Source organism: Phycobacter azelaicus, from assembly GCF_014884385.1.
GTDB classification, from domain to species: domain Bacteria; phylum Pseudomonadota; class Alphaproteobacteria; order Rhodobacterales; family Rhodobacteraceae; genus Phycobacter; species Phycobacter azelaicus.
This window is the reverse complement of sequence record NZ_WKFH01000003.1, coordinates 1,360,347-1,385,141: the sequence shown is the minus strand read 5'-3', so window position 1 is coordinate 1,385,141 and position 24,795 is coordinate 1,360,347. Positions and strand designations below refer to the sequence as shown.

The 24,795-nt window shown below is 60.5% G+C and carries 28 protein-coding genes; 17 read left to right on the top strand and 11 right to left on the bottom strand.

All coding sequences use genetic code 11. The features are described from left to right. Positions 1 to 129 precede the first annotated feature (129 nt). The 5 genes from INS80_RS07645 to INS80_RS07625 form a co-directional block, all read right to left on the bottom strand. Complete coding sequence (locus tag INS80_RS07645) at positions 130 to 651, bottom strand: DUF3035 domain-containing protein (RefSeq protein ID WP_192965066.1); 522 nt, start codon at positions 649 to 651, stop codon at positions 130 to 132. Between the two features lie 54 nt (positions 652 to 705). Next, positions 706 to 1,188, bottom strand: a complete 483-nt coding sequence (lspA, locus tag INS80_RS07640) for a signal peptidase II (protein ID WP_192965065.1) — start codon at positions 1,186 to 1,188, stop codon at positions 706 to 708. A 19-nt stretch (positions 1,189 to 1,207) separates the two neighbouring features. Further along, entirely contained in the window at positions 1,208 to 2,797 is a 1,590-nt protein-coding gene (gene purH, locus INS80_RS07635) for a bifunctional phosphoribosylaminoimidazolecarboxamide formyltransferase/IMP cyclohydrolase (protein WP_192965064.1), read from the bottom strand. Positions 2,798 to 2,819: 22 nt separating this feature from the next. Then, positions 2,820 to 4,562: a heparinase II/III family protein gene (locus INS80_RS07630; protein ID WP_192965063.1), complete on the bottom strand. Its 1,743-nt coding sequence runs from the start codon at positions 4,560 to 4,562 to the stop codon at positions 2,820 to 2,822. A 104-nt stretch (positions 4,563 to 4,666) separates the two neighbouring features. Then, a complete protein-coding gene (locus INS80_RS07625) occupies positions 4,667 to 5,941 on the bottom strand; it encodes an RsmB/NOP family class I SAM-dependent RNA methyltransferase (protein ID WP_192965062.1) in 1,275 nt (424 codons plus the stop codon). A gap of 100 nt (positions 5,942 to 6,041) precedes the next feature. Here INS80_RS07625 and INS80_RS07620 point away from each other — a divergent pair, with 100 nt between their 5' ends. Together INS80_RS07620 and INS80_RS07615 are read left to right on the top strand one after the other, a co-directional pair. Continuing rightward, complete coding sequence (locus tag INS80_RS07620) at positions 6,042 to 6,242, top strand: DUF1674 domain-containing protein (RefSeq protein WP_192965061.1); 201 nt, start codon at positions 6,042 to 6,044, stop codon at positions 6,240 to 6,242. Between the two features lie 38 nt (positions 6,243 to 6,280). Next, positions 6,281 to 6,613, top strand: coding sequence for an NIPSNAP family protein (locus INS80_RS07615; protein WP_192965059.1), 333 nt, complete (start codon positions 6,281 to 6,283; stop codon positions 6,611 to 6,613). Between the two features lie 9 nt (positions 6,614 to 6,622). Here INS80_RS07615 and dapB read toward each other — a convergent pair whose 3' ends face one another. Further along, on the bottom strand, positions 6,623 to 7,432 hold the full coding sequence (gene dapB, locus INS80_RS07610; RefSeq protein ID WP_192965058.1) for a 4-hydroxy-tetrahydrodipicolinate reductase: 810 nt from the start codon (positions 7,430 to 7,432) through the stop codon (positions 6,623 to 6,625). Positions 7,433 to 7,537: 105 nt separating this feature from the next. Between dapB and rbfA the strand changes: the two genes are divergently transcribed. The 10 genes from rbfA to INS80_RS07560 all read left to right on the top strand — a co-directional run bounded on the left by rbfA (position 7,538) and on the right by INS80_RS07560 (position 14,263). After that, positions 7,538 to 7,933 carry a 30S ribosome-binding factor RbfA gene (rbfA, locus tag INS80_RS07605; RefSeq protein ID WP_192965057.1) on the top strand — a complete coding sequence of 132 codons (396 nt, stop codon included), beginning with the start codon at positions 7,538 to 7,540 and terminating at the stop codon, positions 7,931 to 7,933. Positions 7,934 to 7,962: 29 nt separating this feature from the next. Continuing rightward, positions 7,963 to 8,670: a phosphodiester glycosidase family protein gene (locus tag INS80_RS07600; protein WP_192967227.1), complete on the top strand. Its 708-nt coding sequence runs from the start codon at positions 7,963 to 7,965 to the stop codon at positions 8,668 to 8,670. Between the two features lie 85 nt (positions 8,671 to 8,755). Continuing rightward, positions 8,756 to 9,664, top strand: a complete 909-nt coding sequence (gene truB / locus INS80_RS07595; protein ID WP_192965056.1) for a tRNA pseudouridine(55) synthase TruB — start codon at positions 8,756 to 8,758, stop codon at positions 9,662 to 9,664. Positions 9,665 to 9,708: 44 nt separating this feature from the next. Beyond that, positions 9,709 to 10,215 carry a DUF1643 domain-containing protein gene (locus INS80_RS07590; RefSeq protein ID WP_192967226.1) on the top strand — a complete coding sequence of 169 codons (507 nt, stop codon included), beginning with the start codon at positions 9,709 to 9,711 and terminating at the stop codon, positions 10,213 to 10,215. A 125-nt stretch (positions 10,216 to 10,340) separates the two neighbouring features. Further along, positions 10,341 to 11,369 carry a calcium-binding protein gene (locus tag INS80_RS07585; RefSeq protein WP_192965055.1) on the top strand — a complete coding sequence of 343 codons (1,029 nt, stop codon included), beginning with the start codon at positions 10,341 to 10,343 and terminating at the stop codon, positions 11,367 to 11,369. A 107-nt stretch (positions 11,370 to 11,476) separates the two neighbouring features. After that, positions 11,477 to 12,679, top strand: a complete 1,203-nt coding sequence (locus INS80_RS07580) for a GTP-binding protein (RefSeq protein ID WP_192965054.1) — start codon at positions 11,477 to 11,479, stop codon at positions 12,677 to 12,679. Between the two features lie 171 nt (positions 12,680 to 12,850). Next, positions 12,851 to 13,120 carry a 30S ribosomal protein S15 gene (gene rpsO, locus INS80_RS07575; RefSeq protein WP_019295116.1) on the top strand — a complete coding sequence of 90 codons (270 nt, stop codon included), beginning with the start codon at positions 12,851 to 12,853 and terminating at the stop codon, positions 13,118 to 13,120. 281 nt (positions 13,121 to 13,401) lie between these two features. Beyond that, positions 13,402 to 13,608 (top strand): cold-shock protein, encoded by a 207-nt coding sequence (locus INS80_RS07570; protein ID WP_192965053.1) that lies wholly within the window; start codon positions 13,402 to 13,404, stop codon positions 13,606 to 13,608. A 156-nt stretch (positions 13,609 to 13,764) separates the two neighbouring features. Further along, positions 13,765 to 13,995: a DUF982 domain-containing protein gene (locus INS80_RS07565; RefSeq protein WP_192965052.1), complete on the top strand. Its 231-nt coding sequence runs from the start codon at positions 13,765 to 13,767 to the stop codon at positions 13,993 to 13,995. A gap of 85 nt (positions 13,996 to 14,080) precedes the next feature. After that, on the top strand, positions 14,081 to 14,263 hold the full coding sequence (locus INS80_RS07560; protein ID WP_192965051.1) for a hypothetical protein: 183 nt from the start codon (positions 14,081 to 14,083) through the stop codon (positions 14,261 to 14,263). Positions 14,264 to 14,444: 181 nt separating this feature from the next. Here the strand turns inward: INS80_RS07560 and INS80_RS07555 are convergent, their stop codons facing one another. Next, on the bottom strand, positions 14,445 to 14,825 hold the full coding sequence (locus INS80_RS07555) for a CZB domain-containing protein (RefSeq protein ID WP_192965050.1): 381 nt from the start codon (positions 14,823 to 14,825) through the stop codon (positions 14,445 to 14,447). 167 nt (positions 14,826 to 14,992) lie between these two features. Here INS80_RS07555 and INS80_RS07550 point away from each other — a divergent pair, with 167 nt between their 5' ends. Beyond that, complete coding sequence (locus INS80_RS07550; protein ID WP_192965049.1) at positions 14,993 to 15,259, top strand: DUF6525 family protein; 267 nt, start codon at positions 14,993 to 14,995, stop codon at positions 15,257 to 15,259. A 218-nt stretch (positions 15,260 to 15,477) separates the two neighbouring features. Next, complete coding sequence (gene pnp / locus INS80_RS07545; protein ID WP_192965048.1) at positions 15,478 to 17,619, top strand: polyribonucleotide nucleotidyltransferase; 2,142 nt, start codon at positions 15,478 to 15,480, stop codon at positions 17,617 to 17,619. A 72-nt stretch (positions 17,620 to 17,691) separates the two neighbouring features. Here the strand turns inward: pnp and INS80_RS07540 are convergent, their stop codons facing one another. Beyond that, entirely contained in the window at positions 17,692 to 18,150 is a 459-nt protein-coding gene (locus tag INS80_RS07540; protein WP_226892736.1) for an NYN domain-containing protein, read from the bottom strand. Between the two features lie 113 nt (positions 18,151 to 18,263). On the opposite strand from INS80_RS07540, the gene INS80_RS07535 reads away from it, so the two are divergent. Further along, positions 18,264 to 19,061, top strand: coding sequence for a glycosyltransferase family 25 protein (locus tag INS80_RS07535; RefSeq protein WP_369411379.1), 798 nt, complete (start codon positions 18,264 to 18,266; stop codon positions 19,059 to 19,061). Positions 19,062 to 19,245: 184 nt separating this feature from the next. Further along, positions 19,246 to 19,758, top strand: coding sequence for a P-loop nucleotide/nucleoside kinase family protein (locus INS80_RS07530; protein ID WP_226892585.1), 513 nt, complete (start codon positions 19,246 to 19,248; stop codon positions 19,756 to 19,758). 48 nt (positions 19,759 to 19,806) lie between these two features. On the opposite strand, the gene INS80_RS07525 is transcribed toward INS80_RS07530, so the two are convergent. Then, positions 19,807 to 20,460: a peroxiredoxin gene (locus INS80_RS07525; protein WP_192965046.1), complete on the bottom strand. Its 654-nt coding sequence runs from the start codon at positions 20,458 to 20,460 to the stop codon at positions 19,807 to 19,809. A 287-nt stretch (positions 20,461 to 20,747) separates the two neighbouring features. Here INS80_RS07525 and INS80_RS07515 point away from each other — a divergent pair, with 287 nt between their 5' ends. After that, positions 20,748 to 22,187 (top strand): aldehyde dehydrogenase family protein, encoded by a 1,440-nt coding sequence (locus tag INS80_RS07515; RefSeq protein ID WP_192965044.1) that lies wholly within the window; start codon positions 20,748 to 20,750, stop codon positions 22,185 to 22,187. A gap of 97 nt (positions 22,188 to 22,284) precedes the next feature. On the opposite strand, the gene INS80_RS07510 is transcribed toward INS80_RS07515, so the two are convergent. Together INS80_RS07510 and INS80_RS07505 are read right to left on the bottom strand one after the other, a co-directional pair. Continuing rightward, a complete protein-coding gene (locus tag INS80_RS07510) occupies positions 22,285 to 23,748 on the bottom strand; it encodes an aldehyde dehydrogenase (protein WP_192965043.1) in 1,464 nt (487 codons plus the stop codon). An 8-nt stretch (positions 23,749 to 23,756) separates the two neighbouring features. Next, the gene (locus INS80_RS07505) at positions 23,757 to 24,794 is read right to left on the bottom strand and encodes an LLM class flavin-dependent oxidoreductase (RefSeq protein WP_192965042.1); all 1,038 of its coding nucleotides are present in this window, start codon (positions 24,792 to 24,794) and stop codon (positions 23,757 to 23,759) included. Position 24,795 lies beyond the last annotated feature (1 nt).

Here is a 24,795-nt window from a genome sequence, read left to right as displayed (position 1 = left end):
CAAGCATTGTGGAGCAATCATGGTTAACCACAAGCTAAGCCGATGTGATTGATGCGCAAGTCGTACAAACAAGAATGTGAAATCAGCCCCATATGAGCCGGGTGTCACTGTATGCCCGCCGTAAGTGTCTTACTCGCTGGTTGCAGGGGGAGCTGTCGGCGTCGCGACGCCTGCGCGGCGGAACCGTTCATTGGCCGCAAAGGGGTCAAGGGTCTGTTTGGCATAGATCTGCTCATAGCGATCAACCGGGAACAGTTTGATCCGGCCCGTAATCCGCTTGCGCTTGAGGAACTGAGCGTCTTCCTCAGCCAGCTCCTGACGGACGGTTGGGGAGACACCATAGCGGCTGGAGGCAGAGACCAGCGCCAGTTCCGAGCTCGGCACGCCCTGTCCCGGCACCAGCGCCGATGCCTTACCCCCAAGCGCAGCCACGGCATCCGCCTTTGGTGTCGCGTCGGTGATGTTGGTTCCACCCGGTGTAGGGGTTGGCAGGCTGGAGTAATCGGCAGGCTCGCTCAACGGCTTGCTCGGCAGAACGAGGAATTCGTCCGGACCGGTGCCAGTCTTGCGAATATCGCGCAGCCCTTTTTGCGAGCAGCCCGCAACAGCCACCGCGCCCACCAGAACAATCATGCCCAAAGGGATCCGCATTCCCAGATACTCCTGCCAGTTTCGAGGTTCTTCTACCGCAATTTCAGACCAAGGTCACGCGGGGTTTTTCCCGCCTCGGTCAAATAGGATCAAACCTGCCGCCCCGGCAAATATAAAGACATCGGCCACGTTGAAGACAAACGGGTTGGTGATGCCGCAGCAAGACATGTTCAGGAAGTCGAGCACATAACCATAAAGCAGCCGGTCCGCCACATTGCCCAGCGCCCCGCCGATCACCAATCCAGCCGCCAGGGCCATCAATCTCGCACTACGATGCGAACGGTTGATCCAGTAAGCCAATGCAACACAGATGACCAGCGACAGCACGATCAGAACCCAGCGCGACGCATCATCGCCTCCGCCGAACAGGCCGAAGTTGATCCCGGTGTTCTCACCATAGCGAAAGTTCAGCAGGGGAGGCAGCACATCGATGGCCAGGCGCTGTGAAAGGCCCATCCAGTGAATCACCAGATATTTGCTGGCCTGATCCAACAGAAAGGCCCAGAAGGCGCCCCAAAACATCATGCGTACTGCCATATCCCTTGCCATGTGCAGATCAGTGACGGAAGTGCCGCATACCGGTAAAGACCATGGCGAGACCAGCCTCATTGGCCGCCTTGATCACCTCTTCATCGCGCATGGAACCGCCCGGCTGGATGACGCAGGTCGCGCCGGCAGCCGCGGCTTCCAAGAGACCGTCGGGGAAGGGGAAAAAGGCATCCGAGGCCACGGCCGACCCTTTGGCCAGGCTTTCGTCCAGACCCAACTCATCGGCCATGCGCTGCGCCTTGGCGGCAGCGACATTGGCGCTGTCGAGACGGCTCATCTGACCGGCACCCACGCCCACGGTGGCATCGCCTTTGACATAAACGATTGCATTTGATTTGACGTGCTTGGCCACTTTCCAGGCAAACAGAAGGTCCTGCATCTGCTCTTCTGTCGGGGCCTTTTCGGTGACGACCTTCAGATCGTCCATGCCGACGTAACCCACGTCCTTATCCTGTACCAGCACGCCGCCCGCGACCTGCTTGTACGCGGTGATTGCCTTGCGCGGATCAGGCAGCGCGTCGGTCAAGAGCAGGCGCAGGTTCTTCTTGGCGGCGAAGATTTCCTTGGCCTCGTCCGAGGCACCGGGAGCGATCACCACCTCGGTGAAGATTTCAGTGATCTTTGCGGCGGTTTCGCCGTCCAGCGGCTGGTTCAGCGCCACAATCCCACCAAAGGCAGAGGTGCGGTCGCAGTCGAACGCCTTCTGATAGGCCTCGACCAAGGTCGCGCCGCGTGCAACGCCGCAGGGGTTGGCGTGCTTGATGATGGCGACGGCAGCGGTTTCCGCCGGGTCGAACTCGGCGACCAGCTCATAGGCCGCATCGGTATCGTTGATGTTGTTGTAGGACAGCTCCTTGCCCTGCAGCTGCACGGCGGTGGCAACGCCCGGACGGTTGGAACCATCGGTATAGAAGGCCGCTTTCTGGTGGCTGTTCTCGCCATAGCGCAGGGTCTGTTTCAGCTCACCGGCAAAGGCACGGCGACGGGGGGCTTCCAGCTCCAGCGCGCCTGCCATCCAGTTGGACACGGCGGCGTCATAAGCGGCGGTGCGGGCATAGGCGGTCTGGGCCAGACGCTGGCGGAACCCATAAGAGGTCTGACCGTCGTTCGCATCCAGCTCGGCCAGCAGGGCGTCGTAATCCTCGACGTCGGTTACCACGTTCACGAACAGGTGGTTTTTGGAGGCCGCGCGGATCATCGCGGGGCCTCCAATATCGATATTCTCGATCATCTCGTCATAATCTGCGCCGCGCGCCAGCGCTGCCTCGAACGGGTAGAGGTTCACCACCAGAAGATCGATGGCGCCAATGCCGTGTTCGTTCATCGCCGCCACATGAGCATCGTTGTCGCGCAGTGCCAGCAAGCCACCGTGTACCATCGGGTGCAGGGTCTTCACGCGGCCATCCATCATTTCGGGAAAGCCGGTGACGTCCGAGACGTCCTTAACCTGAAGCCCTGCATCGCGCAGCGCCTTGGCAGTGCCACCAGTCGAAAGCAGCTCAACCCCGCGTTCGGCGAGGGACTTGCCCAGCTCAATCAGGCCGGTCTTGTCGGATACGGAAAGCAGCGCACGGCGTACGGGGTGAAGGTCGGTCATGGCAGGGCGGTCCTTTGCAGGCTCAGTCAATACTCTCGGGGTCGTCCCGGTTCAGGTCGCGCACGGCATCGGCAGTTTCCTGCGCCTTGCTCAACGTCCACCGGACGCGGGTGGCATAGTCGATCACCCGGCCAGATAAAACGATCTGCTTTGACGCACGCGGCTTCAAGCGGGTCTTTTCCAGGTAGACGCCCGGCTCCAGCTTCAGATCACAAGTGCCGTCATGGCGGAAAACCCAGATTTCCCCGCTCTTGAGCGCCATGGATACTGCTGCGCCGCCCAAGTCAAGGGTTGCATCCACTTCCGGGTGCAGATGGAGGCGAATATCAAAGCCAATCCCGTCAGGTCCATGCGACGCTAACGCAGCAGCGCACCGCTTTTCCGCCGCCTCATCCAGAGCGACCAGCATGTCCTCTCCCACCAGCCCGCGCCCGTCAAAGGACAGATCCAGCGTGCGGGCGTGGGTCAGGCCAAACTCGCGCATGTAACCATCATGGCCACCCTGGAACCGGCTGCCGTCGCTCAGATCTTCAAGCTGCACCTGCACCTCGCTCGGTCCGTCGATCAGCTCTTCCTGCCCCGTGCCACGATCTGGAGAGGCAAGCCGCGCGCTGGAATGGCCCTCGAGGCAAAGTGTGGAATGCGAGGGCGTGGCCCGACCTGCACGGCGCCACTCAAGGCCGAAAGTCTCGCCCGAGCCACAGTTGACGATCAGCGGACGCCGCCCGGAGGTCAGTTCAAATGCCAGCGTTGAGGCATGCCCGTTCCCCGAAGCGCGCCCCTGAGGCGGGACGGCAGCGTCGACCACAACCGAGGTGCGGCGCGCCGACAAACGCGCATAGCCCATGGCAAGCCCTTCGACGGGCCGAGGCGCGACATGACTTGCGGCCAGCGCGTGATCCAACCACCCTTCAAGCCCGCGCCCTCCACCATGAAACCGCGCAAGGCCGCCATCGCTATGGCGCAACGCACGCAAGGTAGGTGCAATACGCTCTATCGCGGCCACCTGAGGTGCCGGGACAGTCCGGCCAGCCTCATGCAGGGCGGCAGCCGTCCAGGTCAGCAGGGTAAAGACTTCCAGAAGCTCTTCGGGATTGCGCGTCGGAAGGCCGCCCTGCTCATCGATCTGACGCTCACATTCGTCACTGAGGGCGCGAATCGCGGGATCTGCCAGCTCCTCTTTGCCCTGCAGGGCAAGGCCCGCGTAAATTAGTCCCGCCAGCGCCTCGAACCGGGGAAGCCCTGGTGTGGCACCCTGCCAGCGATGCGCAAGGAACCAGGTCTGCTGCGACAGAGAGCGATAAAAGGCTTCGGTGTCATCCCGCCCCTTGCCGCTGAGCAGGAACAGCGCATGGTTGATCCAGCGGATGACCCTGCGTCCGGTCAGATCTGGCGACCAGCCGGGACCGGTGCCGCGCCCGTGCATCAGGATCCAGCCCCAAACCCAATTCTGCGCCTTCATGCGGGCCTTGATATCCCCCACGGCCGCCAGATCGTCGAGCCAGGCAAATCCGTGCCGTTCGGCATCAAAGGCGGCGTCGGGGGCTGCGACCTCCCAGAGGCCGGTGGTGGTCGACTCAACGAGGTATCCTGCCAGTAGAAGATTGCCTGCAACAAGCTGCCGTCCGCGGGCAAAGCTGCCGATGGTGCGTGGCTCGGGCTGAGATACGAATCCGGTTGCCGCCGGCTGCTTGCGCGCCCGCCAGGCATATATCCGGTTCATAAGGCGGGTTCCGCGCCCCGCCAGTCTATCGTATCTGGACATGCTCTTTCCGCCTCACGCCGCTGGCGTTTTGGTCGAAGCATAGCCCGGTCAAACATCCGAGTCACCGAAGAATAACCGCCGCGCACCCCATGGGCGAGAAATGATCATCCCGCTTTGAGCAAAAGCGCCATATAGAAGCCATCCATGCCGCCGCGCTCTGCCCAATAGTCGGGGCGCAGGCGAAGGCCTCCCTCTTCGGTGATCCAGGCAAGATCAATGCCAAGGCCGTCAAAACAGCTACGATCCGTCGACATATCCGGAAACATATCGAGCGCCTCTTCGATCTGGCATTCGCCCTCGTCCGGCAGCAAGGAGCAGGTGCAAAAGACCATGCGCCCGCCGGGTTTAACCAGGGTCCAGGCATGAGCCAGCATCTGCGCCTGCAATTCGATCAGAGCGCCGAATTCGCTACCGTCCTTGGCGTGGGGCAGATCGGGATGGCGACGGATGGTGCCGGTGGCCGAGCAAGGCGCGTCCAGCAACACCGCATCAAACTGGCCGGCCTGCTCCAACGCATCGCCTACGATCAGATCGGCGCTGAGACCTGTGCGGGAGAGGTTCTCCTGTAGCCGCTCCATCCGCCCGGCCGAGGCATCCACCGCCGTTACCTGCGCGCCAGCGGCCGCCATCTGCATGGTCTTGCCGCCCGGAGCTGCGCAAAGATCCAGCACCCGCTCGCCCTTTTGTGCGTTGATCATCTTTGCAGGCAGGGCCGCGGCCACATCCTGCACCCACCAGTCCCCGGTGGCATAGCCCGGCAAGGTAGACACCTGCCCCGCATCCGTTAGCCGCACCGAACCGGTCGGCAATAGCTCTCCGCCCAGCGCCGACAGATCCGCGCCGGGATTGCCCGTGATATCCAGCGGGGCACCCGCGAAATGGGCGGCCTCAATGCCCAGCATCGCCTCGGCGCCCCAGGCCTGTACCAGCGGTTTGCGCAGCCAGTTCGGCAAGCGCGGCGTGCGCAACTTCGCCCATTCCGCCGGTCCCTTTTCGGCCACCTTGCGCAGCACCGCGTTGACCATGCCCTTCAATTGCCCGTGGCGGCGGTGTTTCGAGACAATCGTCACCATAGCGTTCACCACCCCATGCGCCGCCCCGCCCGAGCACAGCTCCACCGTGCCCAGCCGCAGCGCATTCATCACCGTCAGCGGCGGGGTTTTCTTGAGATGCTTCTGCAACACCCGATCAGCCCGCTCCAAGCTGCGCAGCGTCTCGACCGCCAATCGCTGCGCCCGTGCGCGCTCTTCCGGCGCCAGCCGCTCCAATGCTCCGGCGGCATAGCACTCCGCCAACAAACGTCCCTCGCCCAGCACCTGATCCAGAAGGTAGATCGCGGATTTGCGGGCCTGGAGCGGATCGGGGGTTTTGTCGGACATCGGAGTTCTAGCTTTCTCTGGCGACTTGGGGACCACCGGCGCTGACTTGTTCCCGCCGGACAGGGGCGTATATCATGGTCAAAGCATAAAGGAACCCGCGATGAGCGACGAGACCACACCGAAGACCCCGACCCAGAAAGACCTCCCCCCCGCCGCCCAGCGCGCCCTCGCCGAGGCCGAGGTACGCCGCAAAGCCGCCGCCGAAAAGGCCCCGCTGCCCAAGGAGCTGGGCGGACGCGACGGCCCGGATCCTGCCCGTTATGGCGACTGGGAGAAAAAGGGCATCGCTATCGATTTCTGAGCCTTGCGCCAGCGCCTATCCGAATTGGAAACCACCCCTTGATCTTTGAAATCCGCCGCTATCACCTGAAACCCGGCAAGCGCGATGCGTTCATCCACTTTTTCGAGACCGTGAACCGCCCGGCCCTGCGCGCGGCTGGCATGCTGGTCTTTGGCCCCATGCGCGATCTTGAGGATCCCGATGTGGTGCATTGGCTGCGCGCATTTCCATCAATGGAGGAGCGCGAGCGGATCAAGGCCGCCTTTTACGACGGCCCCGTCTGGGAAAAGGAAGTCGAGCCGATCGTCATGCCGATGATCGAACACTTCGAAGCCTCAGTCGCAGAGGCCACAGAAGGGCTTGAAGGGTTCTCGGAAACAGCCGCCCGTTGATGGGGGGACTCAAAGCCCCAGCACGTCGATCATGTCGTATTCACCGGGGGATTTGTCCTGCCCCCACAGCGCCGCCTTCAGGGCGCCACGGGCAAAGATCGCGCGGTCTGTGGCCATGTGGCGCAGAACGATCCGTTCCCCTGCAGCGGCGAACAGCACGTCATGTTCGCCCACGATGTCGCCGCCGCGAATGGCGGTGAAGCCAATGTCGCCGCGTTTGCGTGCGCCGGTGATGCCGTCACGCCCCCGGTCCGAGACATCGGCGAGCTTGACCCCGCGCCCCTCGGCGGCGGCTTCGCCCAGCATCAGCGCGGTGCCGGATGGGGCGTCGACCTTGTGGTGGTGGTGCGCCTCGATCACCTCGATATCAAAATCCTCGTCCAGCGCGGCGGCGACCTGTTTGGTCAACTGCACCAGAAGGTTCACGCCAAGGGACATGTTGCCAGCCCGCACGATCACCGCGTGGCGCGATGCAGGTTCCAGCCGGGCGATCTGTTCATCGGTCATGCCGGTGGTGCCGATCACATGCACGGCGCGGGCCTGCGCTGCGAGGGCCGCGAATTCCAGCGTCGCCTCAGGGGCGGTGAAATCAATGACCGCCTGCGCCTTGGAGAACGCCTCAAGCGCGTCATCGGTGACGGTGACGCCAAGCGGCGTGCCGCCCATCGCCTCACCCACGTCACGACCAACCCAATCGTGGCCGCTGCGTTCGACAGCGCCGACCAGCGTGGCCTTGTCGCTCTCCAGCACGGTCTTGATCAGCATCTGCCCCATCCGGCCAGAGGCTCCGGTAATCACGATACCCGGTTTATGAGTCATTGGCCTGATCCTTTATCCCAAGCTGGCGCTTCGTTTCTTGCGGCTTTTGTCCTACCCTTTTGGACGTGTCTTGGCAAAGGGCTGCTTTCGGCATAGATCGAACCCATGGCAAAGAACAAATTCCACGATGGCCCCGGCCCCTCTCAACGTCAGCTGCGCGTCGGCGAGCTGATCCGCCGCTCTCTGTCCGAAGTGCTGGCGCGGGGCGATGTGCATGATCCCGAGCTGAACCGCATGTCGATCACGGTCGGCGAGGTGCGTGCCTCCCCGGATCTGAAGATCGCCACCGCCTATGTGCTGCCGCTTGGTGGCAAGGGGCAGGAGGAGGTGTTGAAACTGCTCGCCCGCAACAAGGGCGAGCTGCGCCGGGCAGTGGGCAAGAAGCTGGGCCTGAAGTTCACCCCCGATCTGCGCTTCCAACTGGATCAGACATTCGACCAGATGGACGACACCCGCCGGATGCTGAGTCAGGACGCGGTGCGCCGCGACATCGAAGAGTGACCTTTCGGGCGGCGTCCATCTGCGCTGCCCTGATTGCGGGGCTATGGGCCAGCAGCGCCGCCGCTGTCGAGTGCCGCAACGACAGCTATGACGGCAACCGCTACACGATCTGTGAGGTGGATGCGGGCCGCGAAGAGCTGCGCCTGTTCCTGCGCGCCGAGAACGGCAAACCCTATGGCCACTTTGCCCCGATCGAGGCGGAACTGGCCAAGGCGGGCAAGAGCCTCAGCTTTGCCACCAATGCCGGGATGTATCACGCGGATCGCTCTCCGGTGGGGCTGTATGTCGAGGATGGTCAGCAGGAGATGCGGCTGATCCCCAACGCAGGCCCCGGCAATTTCGGCCTGCTGCCAAACGGAGTCTTCTGCATCAACAACGGCCGCGCCGATGTGATCGAGACGATGACCTTCCGGGATCAGGGGAAGACCTGCCGCGATGCCACCCAATCGGGGCCGATGCTGGTGATCGACGGAAAACTGCATCCGCGCTTTCTACCCGACTCCACGTCGTATTACGTGCGCAACGGGGTTGGCACCTCGGCGGACGGGCAGCGCGCGGTCTTTGTCATCTCGCGCAATGCGGTGACTTTCCACCAGTTTGGCAGCCTGTTCCGCAACCACCTGAAACTGCCCAATGCGCTGTATTTCGATGGCAATATCTCCCGCCTGCACGCGCCCCAACTGGGCCGCTCGGATGCGGGGTTTGCCATGGGGCCTGTGGTGGGCGTGGTGGAATAGCTCCCCCCTACCGTGACGGGTAATTGACAGCTTCTGCCCGATCCGCTACGCCGCGCGCCTCAGCAAGACATCACGGGGAACAGGCATGGCACGCAAACGCAAGGGGCGCGATATTTCCGGCTGGCTGGTGGTGGACAAGCCTGCGGGGCTGACCTCGACCGCTGTCGTGAACAAGGTGCGCTGGGCGCTGGAGGCCAAGAAAGCCGGCCATGCGGGCACGCTCGACCCCGAGGCGACCGGCGTTCTGGCCGTGGCCCTGGGCGAGGCGACCAAGACGGTTCCCTATATCACCGATGCGCTGAAGGCCTATACTTTCACCGTTCGGCTGGGTCAGGCCACCAACACTGACGATGCCGAGGGCGAAGTGATCGCCCAGAGCGATGCGCGCCCCTCGGATGAAGACATCAAGGCTGCGCTCGGCCCGTTCATTGGCGAGATCATGCAGGTGCCGCCCAAATTCTCGGCCGTGAAAATCGACGGGCAGCGTGCCTACAAGCTCGCCCGCGACGGGGATGAGGATTTCGAGATCGCCGCCCGCCCGCTTTGGGTGGAGGAACTGGTTCTGGTGGATCGCCCCGACGCCGATCACGTGGTGCTGGAGATGACCTGCGGCAAGGGGGGCTATGTGCGCTCCATCGCGCGCGATCTGGGCGCGGCACTTGGCTGTCATGGCCATGTGAAGGAGTTGCGCCGGATCTGGTCAGGGCCGTTTGATGCCGCCGACGGGCTGTCGCTGGAAGAGATCGAACGAATGCAGCGCACGCCCGAACTCGACACCCACCTGCGCCCGCTTGAGGAAGGTCTCGCCGACCTGCCCGAGCTGAAATGCACCCCCGAAGGCGCCACCCGCCTGCGCAACGGCAACCCCGGCATGGTGCTGGCCTCCGAAGTGGAATACGGGGATGAGGCCTGGGCCTCGTTCGATGGCAAGGCGGTCGCCGTGGGCATCCACAAATCCGGAGAGCTGCACCCCAGCCGCGTCTTCAACCAGTAACGCCTATGCTTGCCCCTCTGGGGGCGCCATGGCATCTCTGCCCCATGATCACCCGCAGCCATACCAAGGGCGATGCGCCCTCCACCGCCGTCTATTCCGACTGCGAGACCTATCGCTACAGCCTGACGCGGGTCTGGGATCCCCACGGGAAAAAGGTGATGTTCGTGATGCTGAACCCTTCGACAGCGACCGAAGTACAGAACGATCCCACCATCGAGCGTTGCGAGCGGCGGGCGCGGGCCTTGGGCTTTGGAGGCTTCCGCGCCACCAATATCTTTGCCATTCGCGCCACCGACCCGCGCGTGATGCGCGCGGCCAAGGATCCCGAGGGGCCAGAGAATCAGGCGGCGATCCTGTCGGGCGCGGAGTGGGCGGATCAGATCATTTGCGCCTGGGGCACTCATGGTACCCACCGGGAGCAGGGTCCGCGGATTGAGGCCGCCTTAAGGGCAACCGGCCGCCCGCTGTTTCATCTCGGCCTCAGCAAGCACGGGCACCCAAAGCACCCTCTCTATATCTCTTACACGCAACAACCGCTGACTTGGACTTAGCCAAACGACCCCGGCTGTTTGCGGATCGTTAACCGATGTTCTCCATTTGTTTTGCATTGCACTGTGGACCGTGTAATACTTAGCCCTGACATAAATGTATCTTCCGTGGCGTGGAGAGTGGGGCAGTGTTCTGGTTGGCTGGGTTGTTGGGCCTTGTTGCCGTTGGCAGCGCAATATTCGTTGACTTTGGCAGCGACGAGTCAGAGGCCGATGGCGATGTAGACCAGGTCGGCGGAGAACAAGAATCCGAAGTTGTCCCTGTTTCGGACATCATCGACACGCACAAATCGGACCCGGATGACGCTCCTCAAGATGGGCTGAACCTGACGGGGGACGACGATGTGGAACTTCTGTCTGGCAGCGACTTTGGTGACCTCTTGTCGGGCGGGGGAAATGACGATCAGCTGAACGGCTATGGGGGTGATGATGTGCTGTCAGGGGATGACGGCCATGACACCCTTTATGGTGATGTCGGGGAAGACACCTTGTATGGCGGGCAAGGGCGCGACCTTTTGCATGGAGAAGACGGAAATGACTTCCTGTCCGGCGATGCGGGCGATGACAGCCTCTACGGTCATTTCGGAAACGACACGCTCGATGGCGGCGGGGCAGACGACACCGCCCACGGCGGGCAGGGTGATGACCAGCTGAGCGGTGGCTGGGGCAATGATGCGCTGCATGGGAACGATGGCAATGACACGCTCGCCGGAGGCGCGGATACGGACACACTCTTTGGTGGTGTCGGTAATGACCTTGTTTGGGGTGCAGACGATGGCGCAACCAGTGACTTTCTGAATGGCGGGGACGGTGACGACACATTGGTTGCCGGTTCTGGCGATATCGTGACGGTTGGCGAGGGCGCGGATCACATCATCCTAGACCAGACAGCAGGTGGTCTGGCGGGCGATTCAGCCGCCGTGGACCTGATCGACTATGATCCGGATGAAGATCAACTGATGGTTCTCTGGGAGCCGGACGGCAACGCAGAACCAGAAATCTCGGTCGAACAGAACCCCGACAATCCGGACCAGCATATCATTCGCCTCGACGGGGAGGAGGCCGTTCGAGTCAACGGCTCTGCGCCACTGAGTGACGCCGACATCCAGCTGATCCGCACCGATGATCCCGCCTACCTGAGTCTGCCACAGATCTAGGATTGCACTGAACGCGCCCAGCATTGCAGGGCATCCAAAGGGTGGCCTTGCCATTCCCATCAGATTGTGAATGTTATGTCATAACATAACATATCTTGGAGATCTTCATGGCCGACCCACGCCTCCCTGTCACCGTTCTGTCTGGCTTCCTGGGCGCAGGCAAGACCACTTTGCTGAACCGTATACTGAACAACCGCGAGGGCCGCCGCGTTGCGGTCATCGTCAACGATATGTCCGAGGTGAACATTGATGCCGACTTGGTGCGCGCAGGTTCCGCCGAGATGAGCCAGACAGACGAGACACTGGTGGAGCTCTCCAACGGTTGCATCTGCTGCACCCTGCGAGACGATCTGTTGAAAGAGGTGCGCCGCCTCGCTGAGGCCGGGCGCTACGATTACCTCCTTATTGAATCCACGGGCATTTCTGAGCCGCTTCCCGTCGCGACCACCTTTGAATTTCGCGATGAGGCGGGCGTCAGCCTGTCTGATGTGGCCCGCCTTGACACCATGGTGACCGTGGTCGATGCGGTGAACCTGCCACGTGATTTTTCAAGCCATGACCAGCTAGCCGATCGCGGGGAGAGCATGGGTGAGGAAGACACCAGAAGCCTGGTGCACCTTTTGACCGACCAGATGGAATTTGCAGATGTAGTGGTGCTGAACAAGATTTCGGACGCAGGCCCTGCCAAGGTCGACGCAGCGCGAAAGATCATTCGCAGTCTGAACGCCGATGCCCGCATCATCGAGGTAGATCACAGCCAGGTGGAGGCTGGAGACATCCTTGACACAGGCCTGTTCAGTTTCGAAACCGCACATGAACACCCCATGTGGGCAAAAGAACTGTATGGATTTGCCGATCACACCCCCGAAAGCGACGAATATGGCATCCGGTCCTTTGTCTTTCGCGCCAGACAGCCTTTTGATCCCGCCGCCATCCACCGGGTTCTGAATGCGGACCTTCCCGGTGTGATCCGGGCCAAAGGGCATTTCTGGATCGCAACCCGCCCCGATTGGGTGGCAGAATTCTCCCTGGCCGGGGCCCTGTCCAGCGTAGCCCCACTCGGGACCTGGTGGGCGACCGTCCCCGAAGATCGCAGGCCGACCCATGCGCAGGCGCAGGCGTACCTAAAGGAACACTGGCAAGAGCCCTTTGGCGATCGCAGGCAGGAGCTGGTCTTTATCGGCAGCGGCATCGACTGGCCGCGCCTGAAGGCCCGGCTGGAGGCCTGCCTGATGGATGTTCCAGATGCCGACGCGTTATCCGGATTGAAAGACATGCCAGATCCCTTTCCGGGCTGGCGCAGAGCATGAAACGATCACACGGGCGAAAAGGCAATTCGATGAACATCGCCTTTGCTTTTTTCCGCGAAACCGCCTATACGCCCGCATCTGTCGTGGAATCGCGGCGGATTTCTCCATGGGCCTGTGCTGGACGACATCCCGGCCTGCGCCATCCACTTTAACCTTATGAAGGAGACCCCGATGTCGATTACTGCTGAAGAAAAAGCACGCCTGATGAAAGAATTCGCAACCAAGGAAGGCGACACCGGTTCGCCCGAAGTTCAGGTTGCCATTCTGACGTCGCGTATCAACACCCTGACCGAGCACTTCAAGACCCACAAGAAAGACAACCACGGTCGTCGTGGTCTGCTGAAGATGGTTGCTCAGCGTCGTAAGCTGCTGGACTACACCAAAGGCAAGGATGAGGCCCGTTACCAGGACCTGATCAAGCGTCTGGGCATCCGCCGCTAAGCGCGACATTGCATCCAGTTGCAAACGCCCGTTCCCAAAGGAGCGGGCGTTTTTTGTTGGAGCTGCGTGATGCTCCAAAAGGTCGCGCCAGACTGAGGTGATAAATTAGTTCCAGGATATTTTCGCCTTTCCCCTTACAATCTCGGATGGAATGCCCCATGTGTATTGGGCAAAGCTTCTTCCTACGACCTTCTGTTTCCTAACGGCCCCAGTTGTTCTTATGTCGACACTGGGCCGGGTCATCGCGTGTTGCGGATGACATTTATTATGGAGACGACACGATGGCCAATGGCACCGTGAAATGGTTCAACACTCAAAAAGGTTTTGGTTTCATTGCTCCCGAGCATGGATCGCGGGACGTTTTTGTTCATATTTCCGCTCTTGAACGCGCAGGCATCCAGCAGCTTGACGATGGTCAGGCCGTGACCTTTGATCTCGAGAGCGGTCGCGACGGTCGCGAATCTGCAAGCAACCTTGCATTGGCATAAGCCCCTGCGGCCCTGAACAAGGGCCGACAAAAATACGGCGAGAGCGTCCTTTGCCATGCTCTCGCCCCTTGCGGCACCCAGTATCTACCACGCGCCGCCCGTATCCAAGAAACGACAGAAAGACGAGATTTGATAGAAATTACCTGGGGTTCTCCCATGACGATTTTCCTGCCCTCAGAGGGCCGGACAAAGAAAATCACAACAATCGAACAAGCTCATCACTGGCTGAAAAAGGCCTGGCCGGTTTCAGATCACAGACGGGATCTTGCGCTAGAGCAGATCGACGCCGTCATGGACTGTCTCGCACCAGTCGACGCAGCGCGCGTGGCCTTTTTGGCCGCAGTCGAGACCGCCGGTCTGAAAGCCGAGCCTTCCATTGCTGCCTAAGCCAGCGGGCACTTGCTGCCCTACGCTCAGACGCCAATAGGATACCCTGCTCTGGGTGCCTCCCCTGCCTTCAAGGATTGAGACAATGCAGAAGCTAACGATTAAGGATCTGGAGAATGCCGGGGTACAGCGCAAGGAAACCGCGCTGGACAAGACAACTCGTGCCGCACGGGAGATCATGGACGACGAAAGCGAGACACGGCGCAGGAAGACCGAACGCCTGAGACGTGCTCGTCTTCAGTACCAAGTTCAGGAGGGCAAGGGATAGCCTCCCCTGTCGGACGTCGACAACCTGAATCTGGTCAGTGGGTTGGCGGAGACCTTGTTTTTCAAGCGGGGCCCGAACACCAGACAATTTTGCGGGTGTTCTTTGTGTGCGCAACCGTTTTTGTCACTGCCACAGCCGCTCCGATAGGGCTGTCCCGGAGCGGCTGTCCGTTAGGCGGCGCCTACTGGCCGGCTTGAAGCTCGCCTTTCCATTTCCCAAGCGCTCTGACCAGTGTGTTGCTCTTGTCGGTGAATGATCCATCGAGGAGTTGGGTGGCGGTTTCCCGTTTTCCTGTGGTCGCTTCCTTCAGGACGCTGCCAGCGCACTGGTGAAATTCGCTGTGAAGTCGTTTGATGACCTGATAAGGTACGCCGTTCTTCGTGGTCGGTGTAATCTTATTGGAGTAAAGCCACTTCCCGAAGTCGCAACAATCATCCCTGGCAACCTGATCCACGCTCAGCGTGCTGGTGCCTGTTGCAATCGCAGTTTTCAGCCGGAGTTTCCAAGCACCATGAGCCCGAATGGCGTTTTGTACTTGTTCGACCATTTCATTATTTGACATACGCATCTCTCTCAGAATCGATTAGTAAGCCCTGACACCAAATGATTGCTGATGCGTTGACGGCCCTACTGCATCATAAAACCTTGATCTGTAAAAACTAAGATGTGTTGCCAGCATAGTATGATATGTTATTACATGTCTTCGAAACGCCGTCCAATGGAACTCTCATGCCCCGCTTGCATCGCCGCAATCTTGGTACAACCAGCCTGCCCATCCGGAAACGCTCTGAGGATCCGATGGCGGCCTATGATCGCTTGCCACCCGACCTTCGGGCCTGGATGCAGGACGCGGCATTGCCCTGGTCGCCGCGCTCTTGTCGTGCCATCTGGCAGAAGGTTAAGCAACGTGGCGGTTCAGACGCCGAGGCAACGGCGCGGCTGGCAGCCGTAGAGGCGGCCATGCTCGCCCGGGACCGGCAGATCTGTGACCGGTAGGTACAGGCCCGCATAGACCAAACCCTCCTTTATCTCAGCCGCTTGCGGCGCTTTTCCTTTCAATCCGGCCCAAAGTGATGTAAGGGCCGGGCATCTGAGACGTTGCGCCATGGCCCCGGCGCTCGAAAGAAAGATGGAGGGGGCCGGCGGCAATGGGGCCGCCATGACAACGGGAGACCCGGGATACGCCTGGGAGAGCTCCCACTTAGGATGCTGATATGTTCAACGTTACGAAGAAATCGATGCAGTGGGGCGAGGAAACGCTCACACTGGAAACCGGCAAGGTTGCCCGCCAGGCAGACGGCACAGTGATTGCCACCCTCGGCGAAACCTCGGTTATGGCAAACGTCACCTTTGCCAAGCAGCAAAAGCCCGGCCAGGACTTCTTTCCCCTGACCGTTCACTACCAGGAAAAATATTACGCCGCAGGCAAGGTCCCCGGTGGCTTCTTCAAGCGTGAGGCCCGCCCCACCGAGAAGGAAACCCTCACTGCGCGTCTGATCGACCGTCCGATCCGCCCGCTGTTCGTCCCCGGCTTCAAGAACGAAGTCCTGGTGATGTGCACCGTGCTGAGCCACGATCTGGTCAATGACCCCGACATCGTCGCGATGATCGCGGCCTCTGCCGCGCTGACCATTTCCGGCGCGCCCTTCATGGGCCCGATCGCTGGTGCCCGCGTTGGGTTCGAGGATGGCGAATACGTTCTGAACCCGACCGTCGACGACATGCAGGACCTGCGCCTCAACCCCGAGCAGCGCCTCGACCTGGTTGTCGCAGGTACCAAGAACGCCGTGATGATGGTGGAATCCGAAGCTTACGAGCTGACCGAAGCTGAAATGCTGGGCGCCGTGAACTTTGCGCACGAGCAGATCCAGCCGGTGATCGACCTGATCGTCTCGCTGGCCGAAGAAGCCGCGAAAGAGCCCTTCGACTTTGCCGCGCCGGACTACTCCGATCTCTATGCAGCCGTCAAAGCCGCCGGTGAAGAGCAGATGCGCGCCGCCTTCGCGATCACCGACAAGCAGGAGCGCACCGCCGCCGTTGCTGCCGCACGCGACGCGATCAAGGAAGCGCTCAGCGACGAGCAGCTTGAGGACGAGAACCTCGGCTCTGCCCTGAAAAAGCTCGAGGCCAGCATCCTGCGCGGCGACGTGGTGAAAACTGGCAAGCGTATCGACGGCCGCAAGACCGACGAGATCCGCGACATCGTCTGCGAAACCGGCTTTTTGCCGCGCACCCACGGGTCTGCGCTGTTCACCCGTGGTGAAACCCAGGGTCTGGTCGTGACCACGCTGGGCACCGGCGATGACGAGCAGTTCATCGACGCGCTGCACGGCAACTTCAAATCGAACTTCCTGCTGCACTACAACTTCCCACCCTACTCGGTTGGTGAAGTGGGCCGCGTAGGTTCGCCCGGTCGCCGCGAAATCGGCCACGGCAAGCTGGCATGGCGCGCGCTGCAGGCGGTTCTGCCCGCGGCAACCGACTTCCCCTACACCATCCGCGTGGTGTCCGAGATCACCGAATCGAATGGTTCCTCCTCGATGGCGTCGGTCTGTGGTGGCTCCTTGTCGATGATGGATGCAGGTGTTCCCCTGAAAGCGCCAGTGGCCGGTGTGGCCATGGGTCTGATCCTCGAAGACGACGGCTCCTACGCGATCCTGTCGGACATTCTGGGTGACGAAGACCACCTTGGCGACATGGATTTCAAGGTGGCTGGTACCGAGAACGGCATCACCTCGCTTCAGATGGACATCAAGGTTGCAGGCATCACGCCCGAAATCATGGAAAAGGCCCTGGAGCAAGCCAAGGCAGGCCGTCTTCACATCCTCGGTGAGATGGGCAAGGCTCTGACCGAAGCCAAGGGCTTCTCGGCGCATGCACCGCGTATCGAGACCATGAACATCCCCACCGACAAGATCCGTGAAGTGATCGGCTCGGGCGGCAAGGTCATCCGCGAAATCGTGGAAACCTCGGGTGCCAAGGTCGACATCAACGATGATGGCGTGATCAAGATCGCCTCGTCCAACGGTGACGCCATCCAGAAGGCCTATGACATGATCCACGCGATCGTGGCAGAGCCGGAAGAAGGCGCGATCTACAAAGGCAAGGTGGTAAAGATCGTCGATTTCGGCGCCTTCGTGAACTTCTTCGGAAAGCGCGACGGCCTGGTGCACGTCAGCCAGATCGAGAACCGTCGCCTGAACCATCCTTCGGACGTTCTGAAGGAAGGTCAGGAGGTCTGGGTCAAGCTTCTGGGCTTTGACGATCGTGGCAAGGTGCGCCTGTCGATGAAAGTTGTCGATCAGGAAACCGGCGAACCCGCCGCACCTGAAAAGAAAGAAGAAGCCGCGGACTGATCTGCAGCCGCATTCTGAAATCGGAAAGGCCCCGCTGGCAACGGCGGGGTCTTTTTCATTGTGAAGAGCCCCTCACAAATCGAGAGACACCTGCCCGCCCCGAAAAGCACCTCGTATCAGATAGCCCGGCTGGCTGATTTCGGGATGGTCCACCTCCCAGTCACGATACCGGTCATTGCTCACGATGCGCGCGCCCAGATCCCGGGCCGCCATCAGGATTGCCGGATCGGCAGGCGTTCCTTTCGGCACCACCATGACCCGGTCACGCGGCAGGCCCAGCGCCTTGGCAAGATGGCCATCGTGCATGTAACTGCCGGATATCAGATACCCGGCATTTGCATCAAAGATCACGCCGGGCGAGTACCCATTTCTTTGCAGGCAGGACAGTACCTTCCGAACCGTCTCGAGCTGCGGAACGCCGTCTTTCCAATGCATGACGTTGGAACCATCCAACAAAACGGTCTGCTGTCTGCCAGATACACGCCGCCTGGAAGAGCGAGCCCGAACCAAAAGGATCAGACTGGCCAGCATACAGGGAATGCTCACCAACAATAGATCCTGCAATCCGGAGACCAGTAATGCAACGGCCGTGAGAAGAATCGAAAGAGAAGAAAGAACAACCTCAACACGCATAGGGCGACTGTATGTCCGCCACCCGTCAAGTCAATCAGGCCTTGGGACAAAGGCAAGCTTTCTTAAGTGAGCAAAGCGGTTTAGAGGTTTTTCTCATGCATTCGTTGATCATCCATATGTCCGGCAGCAGCAAACGGGCGGCCAATGTAGAGCATCTGCTGTACAGCCTGCCGAATGCAGAGGTGACTGAGGCCGTAAATGGCCGCGAGGCCGTCGCGCATAATATTTTCCCTCTGCGTAAGGGCGACCTTCATGCGCCAAGCTACCCGTTCCCCCTATCACCGGGTGAGGTCGGGTGCTTTTTGTCTCATCGCGCCTGCTGGCAACGGATCGTCGATAAGGGCTGGGACTATGCGCTGATTGTGGAAGACGATCTGGCACTGCAACAAGCTGAATGGCAGGCCACATTATCCCTGATCGAGACCCACGCCGATACGGACAGTTTCATCCGGCTGCCAGCCAAACGCCGGGAAAGCCCAGCAGCGATCATTGATCAAAATGGCGCGGCCAAGCTGTTTCTTCCCCGCGTGATAGGCCTGCAAACCGTGGCACAGGTGGTGGGGCGAAATGCGGCAGAAAATCTGTTGGCCGCCAGTACCACCATCGACCGTCCCGTGGACACCTTCCTGCAAATGCACTGGATCCACGGCCAAAGAATACAAACCATCCTGCCCAATGGCGTGAGCGAACTGACCGATGAACTGGGTGGATCCACCATCCAGAAACGTAAAAGCGGCAATAAGCTCTCGCGTGAGTTCAAGCGTGCGCTCTACCGCGCGCATGTATCGGCCCGTCCGCAAACAGCGTGACCGCTGGACTTCTGAGCATCGCTGTGCAAGGCATCATGGCATGAAAGCTTCGGTTCAGCATATTGCCCCTCGGCTCCTTGTCCGAATTAACATCCCGGCCTGATCGTCGGGCCGGGTGGTCGAACTCTGAACAATCACAGCGCGCCAAACCTTGCACCTTCTGCGCTTCACATGGTTTTCAAAAATGCCCCAATACCATCCCGTGCTTCACATGCTGTGCGGCAAGATCGCCTCTGGAAAATCCACTCTGGCCCAGCGCTTGAAACAGCAAGACGAGGCAGTTCTGATTGCAGAGGATGTATGGCTCAGCACGCTGTTTCCCGGCGAGATCACCTCAGGAGCTGACTACCTGCGCTGCACGGCCAGGCTGCATGCGGCCATCGCGCCCCATGTCGTTGAACTCTTGAACACCGGTCTCTCCGTGGTGCTGGATTTCTCTGCCAACACAATCGAGCAGCGCCAGTGGCTACGCGGACTTTTGGGCCAGACCAGCGCGGCCCATCAGCTTCATGTGATAGAGGTGCCCGATGATGTCTGCCTCGCCCGCCTGCGTGCGCGCAATACCAGTGGCGAGCACCCATTTTCGGCCACCGAAGAGCAGTTTCACCAGTTCTCGAAACACTTCATGCTGCCCACGCCGCAGGAGGGGTTCAATATCGTGCTTCACACCGCACCCGAAGAGAAATCCGCGAAATGACAAAGGGGCCAAACGGCCCCCTTGCTGAACTTCGAATTGGCTTCCGACTTATTCCGGCGCCTTGGTTTTACGCAGGTAGGGGAAGATGGTCTCGAACTCGCCGAACTTGGCCTTGGCGTCTTCGTTCGACACGGTCGGCGGGATGATCACGTCTTCACCCGGCACCCAGTTGGCAGGCGTCGCAACGCCGTTGCCGGTCGCCATCTGCAGACCGTCCAGCGCGCGCAGGATCTCGGCAAAGTTACGGCCCACCGACATCGGATAGGTCATCGACAGTTTCAGCTGCTTGTCCGGGCCGATGATGAAGACCGAGCGCACGGTGGCGCTGTCGGCAGGTGTACGGCCATCGGGCAGGTAGGCTTCGGCAGGCAGCATGTCAAAAGCCTTGGAGACTGCCAGCCCTTCGTCCGCGATGATCGGGAAACCGGCAGAGGCCTTGGAATAGCTTTCGATGTCGCCCTTCCACTTCTTATGATCCTCGACACCGTCAACGGAGACACCGATCACCTTGGTGTTGCGCTTCTCCCATTCCTCGGCCAGCTGCGCCACGGCGCCGAACTCGGTGGTGCAGACCGGGGTGAAATCCTTGGGGTGGGAAAACAGGATCGCCCAGCTGTCCCCGATCCAGTCATGGAAGGTGACGGTGCCCTGATCGGTCTCTGCGGTGAAATTCGGAACCACATCGTTGATGCGCAAACCCATGGAGGTCTCCTATCGTCAGTCATATTCTGTTTTTGATACGTATCTTGCTACGCAAGGTAATCACTCGCGGCGCAGGTTAAACCCCTCATGCGTCAACACCAGCACAAAACCGCCAATCACCTGCGACAAAAAGGGAAAACTGTGTTTTCGGACCGGAGATACGGAGGGAATAATTTGATCAAATTTTTCACCTCTGGTCTTGCCCATGGGTCAATGCGGTGACACAGTGGCGGGCGAATACGTCGGCAAGGATCCGGCGAAACGTCTGATTTTTGGGAGATCCGGACATGATCGAGAAACGCGACTTTTACATCAACGGCCAATGGGTTGCCCCTTCGGCTGCAAAGGACCACCTGGTCATCGATCCTTCCACCGAAGAGCCCTGCGCGGTGATTTCCCTCGGCAGCGAGGCGGACACCAATGCCGCCGTTGCAGCCGCCAAGGCCGCGCTGCCCGGCTGGATGGCAACTCCGGTGGAAGAGCGGATCGCGCTGGTGGAAAAGCTGATTGAAGTCTACCAGACCCGAGGTGAGGATCTGGCGCAGGCCATGTCCACCGAAATGGGCGCCCCGATCGAAATGTCTCGCACGCAACAGGTCGGCGCCGGTATCTACCATCTCAAGAACTTCGTGCGCGCCGCCAAGGCCTTTGAATTCGAGCGCCCCCTGAGCGATCGCTTCCAGAACGATCGCATCATCTACGAAGCCGTTGGCGTTGCTGCCCTGATCACGCCTTGGAACTGGCCGATGAACCAGATCACTCTGAAGGTGGGCGCGGCGGCCATCGCGGGCTGCAGCATGGTTCTGAAGCCCTCCGAGGAAAGCCCGCTTGATGCGATGATCTTTGCCGAGATGATGGACGAGGCAGGCTTCCCCGCCGGTGTCTTCAACCTCGTGAATGGCGATGGTGTCGGCGTCGGCTCGCAGCTGTCGGCGCACCCGAATGTCGACATGGTGTCCTTCACCGGCTCGACCCGCGCAGGCACCGCGATCTCCAAGGCGGCGGCCGATACCCTGAAGAAGGTCCATCTGGAGCTGGGCGGCAAAGGCGCCAATGTGATCTTTGACGATGCAGACGAAAAGGCCGTCAAGCGCGGCGTTCTTCACATGATGAACAACACCGGGCAAAGCTGTAACGCACCCTCGCGTATGCTAGTACAAAAAGGCATCTACGATCAGGCCGTCGCCACCGCCGCCGAGGTTGCCTCCAAGGTCACCGTCGGCCCGGCGTCGGAAGAAGGCCGCCACATCGGCCCAGTTGTGAATGAAACTCAGTGGAACAAGATTCAGGACCTGATCCAGAAAGGCATCGACGAAGGCGCCCGCCTTGTTGCCGGTGGCACCGGTCGCCCCGAAGGCTTCAACAAGGGCTTCTATGTCAAACCCACCGTCTTTGCCGATGTGAACAACCAGATGACCATCGCCCGCGAAGAGATCTTTGGCCCGGTCCTGTCGATCATCCCCTTCGAGACCGAAGAAGAAGCTGTCGAGATCGCCAATGACACGCCCTATGGTCTGACCAACTACGTACAGACACAGGACGGTGAAAAGGCCAACCGCATGGCCCGCGTACTGCGCTCGGGCATGGTGGAGATGAACGGCCAGTCCCGCTCTGCGGGATCTCCCTTTGGCGGCATGAAACAGTCGGGCAACGGCCGCGAAGGTGGTATCTTCGGGATCGAGGACTTCCTCGAAGTGAAAGCCGTTGGCGGCTGGTCCACCGACTAAGCTATGATCGACCCATGATCCCTACGGCCGCCCCAGCTCTTGGGGCGGCTCTGTCTTTTCATCTGAAGGTGATTTGGCCAGTCGCCCTGTTACGCGTTTATCGCATGACAAAGGGATCCGGGATCGGATCATCCGAGGTGCGAAGCCACACAGCTTTCAACGTCGTGTAGTCGAGGGCCGCCGCAAGGCCGCCTTCGCGCCCATGGCCCGACAGACCGTGTCCTCCGAATGGAGCAATGGGAGAGACGGCGCGGTACGTGTTGATCCATACGATCCCGGCCCGGATGGCGCGGATCATCCGATGCGCTCGCGCAAGGTCGCGAGTAAAAACACCTGAGGCAAGCCCATAGGGCGTCGCATTCGCCAGGGCGATTGCCTCATCTTCGGTGTCAAACGCCAGAACCGACAAGACCGGGCCAAACAGCTCTTCGGTGATGCAGGGCGCAGCTGGCGCGTCACTGCAATCAAGGATTGTTGGCGGAAAGAAGAACCCTTCTGAATTGGGCGCTTGTCCACCTGTCACCAATTTGGCACCCGCATCGAGCGACTGCGCAATGACGCCTTCGATGCGCTGACGTTGACGCAACGAGCACAGCGGTCCGACCTCGGTTTCCATGTCATCCGGTGCGCCGATACGCACGGCTTTGGCCTTGGCTTTGAGCTGAGCAATGAATGCGTCGCGGACAGAGCGATGAACCAGAAGACGCGAACCGGCAACACAGCTTTGACCGGTAGCCGCAAAAATCCCTGCGACCTGCGCATTCACCGCGCTATCAATGTCGGCATCCTCAAAGACGATAAAGGGAGATTTCCCCCCGAGTTCGAGCGAGGTTTTGGCGAGATTGTCTGCGCTGGCGCGCACGATATGTCGTGCTGTTTCCGGCCCGCCGGTAAAAGCCACATGCGCCACCAGGGGATGCGCCGTCAGGGTTTTGCCCGCCTCGGGGCCGCCGGTGAGGATGTTGACAACACCAGGGGCAAAGCCCGCCTGATCCACGAGCCGCGCGAATTCAAGAAGCGGAGCAGGGCCATCCTCGCTTGCCTTCAGGACCACGGTGCAACCGGCTGCCAGCGCGGGGCCCAGCTTGACGGCGGACAGGAACAGCTGGCTGTTCCAGGGTACGATGGCGGCCACCACGCCGACAGGTTCCCGTCGCAGCCAGACCTCCATGTCGGGCTTGTCGATGGGCAGGTGCGCGCCTTCAATCTTGTCCGCAAGACCAGCATAGTAGCGATAGTAGTCGGCGACATAGGCGATCTGGGCCGAGGTTTCACGAATGATCTTGCCCGTGTCCCGGGTTTCCAGCGCAGCAAGGCGCGGCGCCGCCTCCTGCACCAGATCTGCGAGCCGATAAAGAAGCTTGCCGCGCTGGGTTGCCGTCAAGCCCGCCCAGTCTGGCGCACAAAAGGCCCGGTCCGCTGCGCGAACGGCGCGGTCCACGTCTGACGCGCTGGCCTCCGGCATGACTGCCCAAGGCTGGCCCGTGGCCGGATCAAGGCTCTCGAAACCCGCACTCCCATCTTCGAATGCGCCGTCGATATAGTGCTGAAAGCGGTCCATGGCATCCCTCATGCAAATGCTGGCATCACATCCGAAATGAAGCGTTCAAGCGAGGCTTTCTTGCGCTCAAAGCTCATGCCGGAGTCGATCCAGAAGGCATATTCATCATAGCCCATCGCCTCGTAGGATTTGATACGGTCGATCACCGCTTGCGGGGCACCGATGACGAGATCGCGGGACATGGCCTCCGGGGAATAAAACGGGTGCGCCGCGATTTCTTCGTCCGTCAGCTCCTTGATCAGACCTTGCCTGATCTCGCGCTTGTTCATGAACCAGGCTCCGAAATAATTGTAGAACCGGTTCAACTCTTCGGCGGCCTGCTGCGCGTCGCTTTCTCCCTCCGCCACATAGGTGTGCATCAACAGCATCAGCTTGGGCCTTGGCTTGTTTGGGAGTTTGGCACAGGCGGCGTCAAAAGTGTCCGCCAGATGGCGCACCTCATCATCGCCCTTCCACAATGGCGTGACCTGAACGTTGCAATCGTTGGCAATGGCAAATTCATGGCTGTTCGGATCGCGAGCCGCGACCCAGATGGGCGGACCGTCCTGTTGCAGTGGCAACGGCGCCGAAGTGGTTGCCGGGTAGGAGTTGAACTCCCCCTCCAGCACGTGGTCGCCCTTCCACAGCCCTTTCACGGCAGGGACCAGCTCTCGCATGCGCTGACCGGCTTCCCAGGCGTCCATACCAGGGCGCAGGCGCTCGTATTCAAAACTGTAGGCACCGCGCGCGATGCCCAACTCAAGCCGCCCATCAGTCATAATATCCACCATGGCGGCTTCACCAGCAAGCCGGATCGGGTGCCAGAAGGGCGCAATCACCGTTCCGGTGCCAAGGCGCACGTTCTTGGTCTGACGGGCCAGATCAACCAGGTTCAAGAACGGGTTCGGCGCGATGGTGAAATTCATGCCATGATGTTCGCCGGTCCAAACCGCGTGCATGCCGCCCTTATCGGCGATCTGGCAGAGTTCAACGAACTCCTTGTAGAGCTGCCTTTGATCCTGGCTCTCCGAGATCCGCTCCATATGCGCGAACAGCGAAAATTTCATG